We start from the raw sequence: 10705 nt of genomic DNA, 5'->3' as shown, positions 1-10705 counted from the left end.
GCTCAATAGCCGTGCCCACCAGCCTATTCGCTTCCCCCCTGACGCCCAGATGCTTCACTGGCGTGGTCGTGAAGGAGTTGCATGCCGCCCACGAATCATCCGACAATCCCTGGAACGAGTTGCTTGCCCAGGTGCGCACAGGAGACGACGAATCCGCTCGCCTACTGGTCGACCGTCTCTACCCGCGGGTCGCGGCGATCATCACCCCCCTGCTGCCCCGGCGCAGTGAAGTTGAGGATCTCGCCCAAGAAGTCTTTCTGCGCGTCTTTGAGCACCTCGACCGCTTCCGTGGTGGTTCCTTCCCCGCATGGGTCTCGGTCATTACTCGTCGCGTCTGCTACGATGCCTTGCGCAAACAGCGTGTCCGTCCCGAATGGTCATTCTCGGAGATCGACCCCGATCGCAATTTCGAAGTCTCTGCCACCCCCGCTTCCCAAACCGACTTCGACGCCCCTCGAATCATCGCCACGCTGTTTTCCCGCATGCCCGCCGAACAAGCCTGGCTATTGCGCGAGGTTGAATTACGGGAAAAGCCGATTTCGCAGGTTGCCCAAGAAATGGGCTGGACGTCCGGAGCGGCCCGACTTCGTCTGATGCGCGCTCGCCGCAAATTGCGCCAAACCTACGACCGCTGGAACCCATGAAACCGAAGCCTCCTCTCAACGAGCTCCTCGCCGAAGCCAGTCGCTTCAAGCCCAAGGCCGCCGCCGATCAAAGCGCCCCACTCGGTTTTGCCGCACGGACCCTTCGCGCCCGCCAGGAACACTATCGTGACTCCACCTCCCGCGCCCAACTGCAGACTGCCTTCCTCGGCACGCTCGCCGCCCTAATCATCGCCATCACCGCTACGGTCTTCAAAACCGAATCCACCAACCCAGCCGACTCCTGGTTGGAATTGCAGGATACGAAACCCAGGGATCCATCGTCCGCTTCACAACAATGAGCTCGCTCCAAACCCGTCTTCTCACGGCTCTGCTCGCCGCCGCGATCTTTACCTGTGGCGTCTGGACAGGACGTATGACCGCCTCAGACCCGACCTCCAAGATGGTGTTCACGGGTGAGAGCCAGGACCGATCGCCCAGCAAGGCGGCAGATGAAGTCCTCCGCCGCTATTCGCACGCCCTCAATCTGAGCTCCGAGCAACGCCGCGCCACTCGACAGCTTTTTCATGAAACCGCTCAGAAAGTCATGAGCTTACCCCCACTCTCGCCCGAGCGACTCGCCGAAGTCGAAAACTTCCACAACAAGCTCGAACCAAATCTCGACCCTTCCCAGCGCGAGATCGCCCAGAAACTTCTCGAAAGGACCCGCAAACGTTACAACTCTCAAGGGCAGTGAATCCCTACGAAGATCGCTCTTCGTCGGAAACGCATCGAGATGTCCCTTCTCTATTCCGACCACTCGATCTCGACACGATGGAGATAAGGTAGCTCTTTCCCGGTGTGCTTGCCGATCTCCACACCCCACTGAATCGGTTTCCCCGTGCCGCTTTCGGTAAAGGCCTCCGGACGATAGGAGCCTGCGGCGCGCGGGCCATCCAGCGCGTGGTGGGTCTTTGAAAAGTGAATCCCATCCTCCGCATACATCACGGAATTGATGATCTCCGCCGGCCCGCTGACGCCGATCATGGCGGCGACACCCTTGCCCTGAGGCCAGGCGAGCACCGCGTGATTGCCGGGAATGACCGGATTGGCCTCATGCTTGCGGTACGGGCCCTCCGGCTTCGCCGCAATCGCCAGACCCATCTGGGTTTCTGCGGGGCTTTTCCCCTGCTGACGGCCTTTATAGTAGAACCAGTATTTTCCGTCGCGCGTCATCAGGCAGGCATCGTCGACGAGCATGCTGTCAAAGTCCTGCGGATCATCGCTGTTCTTGAGCGCCGGGTTGTTCGGCAAGCGCTTCCACGGACCGTCGGGTGAATCCGAAACGGCGATCCCGATTTTGGAATCCGGCGTGAAGCCTTTTCCATACGACTTCGTGGTGCCCGTGTAGAAAAGCCAGTAACGCCCCTCCGCCACGAGGATGTTCGGCGTGTAGACACTGCCCGCGTCCCAACTTCCCGCCGGCCCCTTGGCGAGCGCCATTCCCTTTTCCGTCCAGTTCAATCCATCCGGGGATGTGGCGAACCAGACTGTGGCATCATACCCGGTCTTGAGGCGGCCCTTGGAATACCAGAGGTAGTAGAGATCGCCGACCTTGATGACGTCGCTGGGATCCCTGCGCATGACGCCTTCCTCCAGTCCGATGCCTGTTAGAGCCCTTCGGGACGTCACGGCGCTGCCGAAGCTCGGCCCTTCGGCGCGCGCCGGATTAGTGGCGGCAAAGCCAGCCAGAACCAGCACCGCAATGAAGGACTTATTTACTCTCACGGGCATCCTTCCATTTGATGTCAAAACGCTGGATGCAGAGGAGCTTTCCGGCATTGCCGATCTCGACTCCCCATGTCGGCGCTTCGCCTTTGTTGCTGTCGGTGAATGCCTCGGGACGGTAGGTGCCTCCGGCGAAAGCCTCCTCGGAAAGGTCATACGTCTTGCTGAAGTTCACGCCGTCCTCGGCATACTGAATGGTGCGGACGAGGTCCTTGGGGCCGACCTTGCCGATCATGGCAGCGACGCCCGTTCCCTGGGGCCAGACGACCACCTCGTGATTTCCGGGGATGACCGGATTGTCCTCGTGTTTGACATAGGGGCCACCCGGCTTCTCGGCGATGGCCAGGCCCATCTGGGTCTGACTTGCGCTTTTCCCCAATTGACGGCCTTTATAGTAGAACCAGTATTTTCCGTCGCGAACCAGCAGACAGGAATCGTCAACCAGATGACTGTCGAAGTCGGATTCGTTGTCGCTGTTCTTGAGCACCGGATTGTCCGGCGAACGGGTCCAGGGACCATCCGGCGAGTCCGACACGGCAAGGCCGATCTTCGAGTCGGGCCTCACCTTCATGTGCTTCGAGATCCCCGTGTAGAACAACCAGTATTTCCCTTCGGCGACGAGGATGTTCGGTGTGAAGACGCTCGCTTCGTCCCAGGTGCCGGCTTTCGGGTTCTTGCCAACGGCCTCACCTTTCTCGGTCCAGTTCACTCCGTCAGGTGATGTCGCATACCACACCGTGGCGTTGTAGCCCGTCTTGACCGGCCCCCTCGAATACCAGACGTAGTAGAGATCTCCGACCTTGATGATGTCGCTGGGATCACGACGAGAAACGTCCTTTTCGGGACCAATTCCCGTCAGGGCCGAGTGGGTTAGGGTGGCGGTGCCGTAGGGCTTTTCGTCAGCTTGGGCGCTGATGAGGCACGCTGGAAGCAACGCGCTCAGGAGGATGTAGTTCAGTTTCATTGCTTGTTCTTGGCTTTCTTTCCCGAGGAAGTGGCTGGCCTCGACTCTGCGAGCAGGGCTTTCATTTCCTTCACCACTTCAGGATATTGATGGTAGAGATTTTCCGTTTGGCTGACGTCGGCTTCGAGATCGTAGAGCTGGGCGGGTGGGGCGTCCTTCTTGATTTTCCCATTTTCAATGTCGCTGTTCTCACTGCCGACATGCGAGACGCAGGCAGGGCCACCGGCACCATGGCTGCCCGGCTTGCCATTGAAACCGCCAGCACCCCGTGTGGGAATGTACATCCATTTGCCCTTGCGGAGGGAAACATGGCTGGCCTGACGAGGCGCCAGTACCAGGCTCTCCCTCACGGCACCTTCGGGATCGCCCGTCAGGGCTGGCAGCACGTTGATGCTGTCCGCCATCTGATCCTCGTCGAGCTTCTGATCTGTCACGGCGGCAAAGGTCGCCAGCATGTCCACGCCGCTGATCAATTGATCGGATACCGTTCCCGGCTCGATCTTCCCGGGCCACTTGGCGACAAAGGGCACGCGTTGCCCGCCTTCCCAGACGCCGAACTTGAATCCGAGGAGATCGCCATTGATCCGATGACCGGCCTTGAAGGCATCCTGCCCCCCGCGATTGAACATGCCACCGTTGTCGCTGGTCACGATGATCAGGGTGCTATCGGCCAGTCCGTTTTTCTCGAGGCACTTCACCAACTCACCGACCATCCAGTCGAACTCGTGAATGAAATCGCCGTAGAGCCCCGCCTGACTCGTGCCTTTGAACTGCGGGGCGGGCGTGAAGGGGTGGTGGATGTTGGTCGTTGGAAAATAGAGGAAGAAGGGCTTCTCGTTATTCTCCTCAATCCAATCGACGGCCTTCTCGGTAAGCAGCATGCCGGTCTTCTCATCATCGTAGATGGCGTGTGCCTTCTTGGCACCACCCGCCCCGTTGGCGCTCTTCTTTCCGGCTGCCTCTGGATAGGTCGTGGTTTCTGAAAACGGTTTCTCGAAGGTGATCGGGTCACTCGGATCATAGCCGAGGATGGAATCATTCTCGACGTAGACGTACGGGTAGCCGCTGTTCACCTTGGGCACTCCGAAGTAGTAATCGAATCCGAGCTCCAGTGGTCCCGGACGCAGTGGCTTGTTCCAATCGGTCTTGCCCATTCCGAATCCCAGATGCCATTTTCCGATCGCCGCCGTGGCATAGCCCTTGTTCTTGAACAACTGGCCAAGAGTCAGCTTTTCGGTAGGAATCAGCAGGGACTGAAAGTGACCGCAAGGGCCCCAGATGCCTTCGCCTCCATTCGCCCGAAACGGATACTCTCCGGTCAACAGTCCATAGCGCGACGGCGTGCAAACCGCCGAAGCCGAGTGAGCATCCGTAAAGCGCCTGCCTTCCGCCGCCAGCTTGTCGATGTTGGGTGTTTGAACCTTCGTTGCTCCATAGCAACTCAGATCCCCGTAGCCGAGGTCGTCGGCAAAAATCAGAACCACGTTCGGGAGCGATTCCGCATCCATCGGAGTGGTGAGCAAGCCGGTTGAACCGACAGCGACCGCGGGGATGAAACACCAACGACGAATCCATTTTCTTATCATAATCATATCTTCCACGCTGACTGCAGGGAAGTCGGCTATTTCTTTCGCCGTGGCTTGGCCGCCGGTTTGAACTCGGACTTGCCGCGGCCCTTCTCCTCGTCGGACAGCTTCACCCAGTCTTGCTGCTCGTTGCTCAGAATCGGAACTTCGGGGAAAAGCGTCCCGGTCGGACGCTGCTCGGAACCACGCTGCATGAACTCGCCGAGCTTCTCGCGGGTTGCTTCGGCCAGCGCCATCATCTCCTTCACCCGCTCCGGGTGCTGGGCCGCGAGGTTCTGTTGCTCCGCTGCATCCGTTTCGAGATTGTAGAGCTGGGGCTTCTCGAGCGGTTTCTGCTTCTTCTGCGCCCACCAAGGGATCTGACGCGTCTCGCGCGGCAGGTGGAGCTTCCAGTCGCCGACACGGACGCACTGCAGGTTCTCGCAGTTGTAGTAGTAAAATGGTTCGTCTTCCGAGCGAGCGATCTCACCGCCATTGAACAGAGGTGTTAGACTGACCCCGTCGTAGATTCGGTTCTTCGGCAAAGGCTCGCTGATCAACTCACTCAAGGTCGGAAAAAGGTCCATCGCGACCACCGGCACCTCCGACACCGCTGACTGGATCTGCCCCTTCCAGTAGAGGATGAAGGGCACCCGGTGGCCGCCCTCAAGCGAGACGTATTTCGTGCCGCTGTAGGGTTTGGAATACTTCGCCGAGGTGGCTCCGTTGTCGGAGCTGAAGATCACCAGCGTGTTCTCGAGGATGCCGTTTTTCTCCAAGGCCTTGAGAATCTCGCCGATGCCCCAGTCCGCCTCCTGGATGATATCGCCGCGCACGCCGTCCTTGGACGAGCCCTTGAACTTCGGACCCGCCTTGTAGGGTGTGTGGGGGTAGTTGTGCGCGTAGTAGATGAAGAAAGGTTCGTCCTTGAAGTCCTCGATGTGCTTGACCATCCGCTCGGTGTAGAGGGCGTTCAGCTTTTCCAGCGGCGTGCTTTTGAAGATCACTTCCTTCTCGTCGTAGAACGCGGAGTTGTGGCCCATGTTGTCCGGCGCGCCGTAGTAGTGATCGAAGCCCTGATGGTAATAGGAAAACTTCTCCTCCTTGCCCAGGTGCCACTTCCCGACCATCGCGGTGGTGTAGCCCTTCTTCTTGAACTGCTCGGCAAGGGTGACTTCGTCGGGATTCAGGCCCAGAAACCAGTGCGCTTCCCGGTTCTGGTTGATCCCCATGTAAAGTCCGGCCCGCTGCGGGTAGGCGCCTGTTAGGAAAGCCGCGCGCGAGGGCGAACAGATCGAGGCCGCGGTGTGGAAGTCGGTGAACTTCATTCCCTCCGCCGCCATCCGATCGATGTTCGGCGTCTTGACCTTGGTCGCGCCGTAGCAACTGACGTCGCTGTAGCCCATGTCATCCATCAGGATGAAGATCACGTTGGGACGAGGTGCTTTTTGTGCCTCAGCGAAGGCGGAAGCAGCCAGTGACAAGATTGCCAATACTCCGATCAGCAGGAAAGATGGTTTGCGCTGCATGGTTATAATAAAATGAATTCTTAACAAAGAAAGGATGGCACCCAGTGCTACTTTGCGCGCTTGTTGGGTTTCCGGATCGTCGGCACCTTGGCCATGTCGCCCACCTTCTTCTTCAACTCATTCATGATCTTCTCTTGTTCGGCGTTCAGACGGGTAAGGTCTAGGTTGATCGGCGCATAAGGCTTGGAAACATCCGCAAAGACCGGTTTCGACAAATCCAGATTGCAGAGGTAGCGATACTCCTTGGTCCGCGCATAGACCTTTGCGGGGAACTTCCCATGCCCGGCAAACCACAGGTAAGCGTGTGGTTTATGGCGTTCGGCTCCATGGAGTGTGGGCCAAATGCTGACTCCGTCGCCGGGATAATCCGTGGGCAGCGGGATCTTCATGACCTCACACAGGCTTGGCAGGAAATCGGCGAAGTCGACCAATTCATCCGTCACCAGACCCGACTTGATCTTACCCGGCCAGCTGGCAATCAAGGGCACGCGGGTGCCGGCGTCGCTCATGTTGCCCTTGTCTCCGGCGATGGCTTTTCCCTCCCAGCGAGTGACAATCGGCGTGTCCGTTCCGTTGTCGCCGGTGAACAAAATCAAGGTGTTGTCGCGAATGCCCAGCGCCACCAACTTGGCTTCCAATTGGCCGACGATCTTGTCCATGTACGACGCCATGTCCTTGAAGTGCTTCTGGGGTCGCCCTTGATCTCCTTTGTAAGTGGTCGACCCCGGACGGGTCGGGTCCCAGTCGGACGAATCTGGAGTCGGATCAAACGGGCAATGCGTCAGAATCATCGGATAGTAGACGAGAAACGGCTGGTCCTTCTTCGACTCCATGAAGTCGCAGACAAAGTCCGCGCAAACTTGGGGTCCGTATTCTCCCTTGTGGTAATCGACAGGCTCGCCATTGCGATCAAGTTGCGGATTCACGAAGCGCGTGTCCACCCGCCGACCCTTCACCTTCTTCTGATTCCTTCGCGTGTGATTCCAGAGCAGCGATTCCTCAAAGCCGAAATGCTGAGGCGAATCCTTTTCCATCCCCAGCTGCCATTTGCCAGCGATGCAAGTCGCATAGCCAGCCTCTTGCGCCAGACGAGCAAAGGTTATCTGACTGCGATCAAGCTCCTCGAACTTCGTGTAGTTTCGGACATTGTATTGTCCCGTCATGATCGCCACGCGCGAGGGCGTGCAAAGCGGGTTGGCGAAACAGTTCGTAAACCGGACGCCTTCCCTGGCCAACCGGTCCAGATGGGGCGTCCGGACTTGCTCGGCTCCATTCACTCCAAGAGCTTCATAGCCGAGGTCGTCTGCGAGAATCAGAACCACATTGGGACGACTCGTAGCTGCAGAAAGGTTACCACACAAAACGAGCGCGAGAATTAGACCGGGAACTAGTGATACATATTTTGTCACGGGGAATGGGTAATCGTTTCGGGCATCAATTCTTCTTTTGCCTTCCCGCAGGAGCGGGCAATCCGTCGTCACCCTGTTGCCTCATCCAGGTGGAAATCGAGTTTTTCAACTGATCGCGCGTTGCGGCATACTCGGGGTTGCTCGCCAGATTCTCCCTCTCCCATGGATCCTTCGACAGATCGTAAAGCTGGAACTCCGGCTGCTTGCGAAAACGCCGAACCGCCGACTCCGCGGCAGCGTCGGTTTGCGCCAGCTTCAACCATGATTGATAGAGTTGCCGCACGTGACGATCCGGCATCTTGGTATCCTCATAGCCGTAGTCGAAGCCGTTGATCGTTCTCACGGCGAACAAGTTGTCGGGCGTCAGGTTCCACATCAGCTTGAAGCGGCCGTCGGTCACCGCGCGCGACACAAACGGCGGCCCCTCCGGTCCGCTGTTGTAGGTGAAGAAGGCCATGTCCCGGTGAGCTTCCGTCTCACTCTTGATCAACGGCAACAGGCTGCGTCCATCCAGATCGGTTGGAACTTTGCCGCCCGCCGCATCGATCAGCGTCGGCAGGATATCACAGTACTGAGCCACGGCATCCGTGACGAATCCCTTCACACCGGGCCACTTGATCAGGCAGGCCGAACGCACGCCCCAGTCGAAATTCGTCCACTTGCCACCCGGCATCCCGGCACCATTCTCGTCGAGCACGATCAGGACGGTGTTCTCGTCGAGGCCGTGCTTTTTCAGAAGCGCCCCCGCCCTGCCGACCTGGTCATCGAAGAGCCGGATTTCTGCCAGATACTCGCGGAAAAAGTGGCGGCTCTCCGGGGTGTCGGCGAAATGAGGTGGCAGCTTCAGCTCGTCGAGTTCCCATCGCGAGGAATCGCCCGAGTCCCAGGGCGCGTGGGCGTGGATCGAGCAGATGAAGAGACAGAACGGCTGCTCGGAATCGCGAGTCATGAAGCCTTCGACCCCGCCCCAATTCTCGCCCGGCGTTTCCCTCGCGTTGCAGTTCGTCGGGAAGCCTTTCACCATTTCGAAGGGGTAAACCGACTTCGGCTTGATGTGGGTCTTGCCGGTTAGACCCACCCGGTAGCCGAGTTTTTCGAGGCGCTGCACCACGCTCAAGGTGCCCTTCTTCGTCGCCTGGTGGTTCTGCATGCAGCCGTTCCGATACGGCTGCAAACCCGTGTAGAGTTCCGCCCGCGCCGGGCCGCAGATCGCCTCGCTCACGAACATGTTGGTGAAGCGAATGCCCTCGTCGGCGAGCGTGTCGATGTTCGGCGTGGTGTGCGGATTGTCCGAGCCGTAACAGCCCAGGCTGGTGGCGCTGATGTCGTCCGCCAGCAGAATCAGGAAATTGGGCGGAGCCGCAGCCCGGGAGACCACCAGAGTGCTCAGCATCATCACCGCTGTTAGTAGTGTGGCTCTTTTCATATTCTTCTCGATCTCCAGAGCGTCTCGCTCACTGTTTCTCCTGCGGGTCAATCAGGCCGTGCGGACGCTGGTCGGAGCCGACGACATCGATGTCCCCGATCTCTTTGCGCGCGCGATCCGCCTGCTTCTTCAGTTCGCCAACCACTTCAGGATGCTGAGCGATCACGTTTTTCTTCTCGCCCGCGTCCGCATCCAAATCAAACAGCAAGGGCTTCTTCAAAGTCGTGTGCACCCGCTTGCCGCTGTCCTGCTTCGCCCAGTAAGGCTGATCCTTCGCGGTCCTCGGAAAATGCAGTTTCCACCTCTCGTTGCGCACCGCCTGCAGGTTCAGGCCGTTGTAGTAGAAGAAGAACTCGTGCGGGCTTGCCTGAGTTTTCCCGGTGAGCAGCCCGCTGATGTCCTTGCCATCGATCTTCCGATCAGACGGCAGCTCGACGCCCGCCAGATGACAGAAGGTCGGCAGCAGGTCCATGCTGGTGATCATCGCCTCCGAGACCTGCCCGGCGGGAATCGTCTCCGGCCAGCAAAAGATCCCCGGCACACGGTGGCCGCCTTCCATGGTCACATACTTGCCACCACTCAGCGGCTTGGCGGAACCGTCCCGCGCCGGGCCGTTGTCGGAAAGGAACACGATTAGGGTGTTGTCGGCGATCCCGGCCTCCTCGACCGCGGCGTGTACACTCCCCACGCTGTCATCGAGTTCCAGCACGAAGTCACTGTAGACCCCAGCACGGCCCTTGACACCCGAGGCCCCCTTGAAGCTCGCGCTGGGCTCGATCGGCGTGTGGGCGATGTGATGGGCGAAGTAGATGAAGAAGGGTTTGTCGTGCTCGCCCTTGATGAAGTCCACCACCTCGTTGGTGTAGAGCTTGGTCACCTCCGTGAAATCCACATCCTTCTGGAACACCTCGCGGTTGCGATAGATCGTACGCTCATCGACCCGGCTCTTCTCCGTGATGTAGTTGCCGTGAAGTCCGAAATACTCGTCGAATCCGGCATCGAGCGGGTGGGATCCCTCGACATAAAAGCCAAGATGCCACTTGCCGACCATCCTAGTGTGGTAGCCACCCGACTTCAGGAGCTCCGCGATGGTCAGTTCCTCCGGCGAAATACCATACTTCTCGTACTTCGGCAGAGGATGCCTCGAGATCGGATGCCCCATCCGCATCGGATAGCGTCCGGTCAGGAGCGCCGCCCGCGACGGCCCGCAGACATTTGCCGCGACCAGGCAATCGGTCGAGCGAAAGCCCTCCTTGGCCAGCGCGTCGATCTTCGGCGTCTTCACCGGCGAGCCGTAACAACCAAGATCCCCATAGCCGAGGTCATCGGCGAAGATGAGGATGATGTTCGGCTTCGATGCCGGCTCGGCGGCAAGTCCAGTCGACATCAAGGCCGCAGCCATCAGAGCCGTTGCAATCATCAGTCGTTTCATCGATAGCAGGC

General features: G+C 58.9%; 10 protein-coding genes. 3 read left to right on the top strand and 7 right to left on the bottom strand.

The annotated features are described in order from the left end of the window. Positions 1-11: 11 nt before the first annotated feature. From ACFQY0_RS16320 to ACFQY0_RS16310, 3 genes are read left to right on the top strand one after another with little or no spacing between them, the layout of a single operon-like run. Entirely contained in the window at positions 12-644 is a 633-nt protein-coding gene (locus ACFQY0_RS16320; protein WP_379714533.1) for an RNA polymerase sigma factor, read from the top strand. Beyond that, positions 641-943, top strand: coding sequence for a hypothetical protein (locus ACFQY0_RS16315; RefSeq protein WP_379714531.1), 303 nt, complete (start codon positions 641-643; stop codon positions 941-943). The genes ACFQY0_RS16320 and ACFQY0_RS16315 overlap by 4 nt, the downstream gene beginning before the upstream one ends. Next, entirely contained in the window at positions 940-1338 is a 399-nt protein-coding gene (locus ACFQY0_RS16310) for a hypothetical protein (RefSeq protein ID WP_379714528.1), read from the top strand. Before ACFQY0_RS16315 ends, ACFQY0_RS16310 begins: the two co-directional genes overlap by 4 nt. Before the next feature lie 50 nt (positions 1339-1388). On the opposite strand, the gene ACFQY0_RS16305 is transcribed toward ACFQY0_RS16310, so the two are convergent. The 7 genes from ACFQY0_RS16305 to ACFQY0_RS16275 all read right to left on the bottom strand — a co-directional run bounded on the left by ACFQY0_RS16305 (position 1389) and on the right by ACFQY0_RS16275 (position 10694). Beyond that, positions 1389-2375 carry a family 43 glycosylhydrolase gene (locus ACFQY0_RS16305; RefSeq protein WP_379714526.1) on the bottom strand — a complete coding sequence of 329 codons (987 nt, stop codon included), beginning with the start codon at positions 2373-2375 and terminating at the stop codon, positions 1389-1391. Continuing rightward, positions 2356-3333 carry a family 43 glycosylhydrolase gene (locus ACFQY0_RS16300; RefSeq protein WP_379714523.1) on the bottom strand — a complete coding sequence of 326 codons (978 nt, stop codon included), beginning with the start codon at positions 3331-3333 and terminating at the stop codon, positions 2356-2358. The genes ACFQY0_RS16305 and ACFQY0_RS16300 overlap by 20 nt, the downstream gene beginning before the upstream one ends. After that, positions 3330-4841, bottom strand: a complete 1512-nt coding sequence (locus ACFQY0_RS16295; protein ID WP_379714623.1) for a sulfatase family protein — start codon at positions 4839-4841, stop codon at positions 3330-3332. The genes ACFQY0_RS16300 and ACFQY0_RS16295 overlap by 4 nt, the downstream gene beginning before the upstream one ends. Positions 4842-4954: 113 nt before the next feature. After that, complete coding sequence (locus tag ACFQY0_RS16290; protein ID WP_379714520.1) at positions 4955-6427, bottom strand: sulfatase family protein; 1473 nt, start codon at positions 6425-6427, stop codon at positions 4955-4957. A gap of 47 nt (positions 6428-6474) precedes the next feature. Next, the gene (locus tag ACFQY0_RS16285) at positions 6475-7749 is read right to left on the bottom strand and encodes a sulfatase-like hydrolase/transferase (RefSeq protein WP_379714518.1); all 1275 of its coding nucleotides are present in this window, start codon (positions 7747-7749) and stop codon (positions 6475-6477) included. A gap of 112 nt (positions 7750-7861) precedes the next feature. Beyond that, a complete protein-coding gene (locus tag ACFQY0_RS16280; RefSeq protein WP_379714516.1) occupies positions 7862-9262 on the bottom strand; it encodes a sulfatase family protein in 1401 nt (466 codons plus the stop codon). Between the two features lie 28 nt (positions 9263-9290). Continuing rightward, entirely contained in the window at positions 9291-10694 is a 1404-nt protein-coding gene (locus tag ACFQY0_RS16275) for a sulfatase family protein (protein ID WP_379714514.1), read from the bottom strand. Positions 10695-10705 lie beyond the last annotated feature (11 nt).

This window comes from Haloferula chungangensis (assembly GCF_042664875.1).
In the GTDB taxonomy this organism is placed as follows: Bacteria; Verrucomicrobiota; Verrucomicrobiia; order Verrucomicrobiales; family Akkermansiaceae; genus Haloferula; species Haloferula chungangensis.
This window is presented reverse-complemented; position numbering and strand designations above follow the sequence as displayed.

What these genes read in the sequence shown, in the direction of transcription:
- ACFQY0_RS16310 (WP_379714528.1), top strand. Translation starts at nt 940, where the DNA reads ATGAGCTCGCTCCAAACCCGTCTTCTCACGGCTCTGCTCGCCGCCGCG.
- ACFQY0_RS16315 (WP_379714531.1), top strand. Translation starts at nt 641, where the DNA reads ATGAAACCGAAGCCTCCTCTCAACGAGCTCCTCGCCGAAGCCAGTCGC.
- ACFQY0_RS16300 (WP_379714523.1), bottom strand. Translation starts at nt 3,333, where the DNA reads ATGAAACTGAACTACATCCTCCTGAGCGCGTTGCTTCCAGCGTGCCTC.
- ACFQY0_RS16305 (WP_379714526.1), bottom strand. Translation starts at nt 2,375, where the DNA reads ATGCCCGTGAGAGTAAATAAGTCCTTCATTGCGGTGCTGGTTCTGGCT.
- ACFQY0_RS16280 (WP_379714516.1), bottom strand. Translation starts at nt 9,262, where the DNA reads ATGAAAAGAGCCACACTACTAACAGCGGTGATGATGCTGAGCACTCTG.
- ACFQY0_RS16290 (WP_379714520.1), bottom strand. Translation starts at nt 6,427, where the DNA reads ATGCAGCGCAAACCATCTTTCCTGCTGATCGGAGTATTGGCAATCTTG.
- ACFQY0_RS16275 (WP_379714514.1), bottom strand. Translation starts at nt 10,694, where the DNA reads ATGAAACGACTGATGATTGCAACGGCTCTGATGGCTGCGGCCTTGATG.
- ACFQY0_RS16295 (WP_379714623.1), bottom strand. Translation starts at nt 4,841, where the DNA reads ATGGATGCGGAATCGCTCCCGAACGTGGTTCTGATTTTTGCCGACGAC.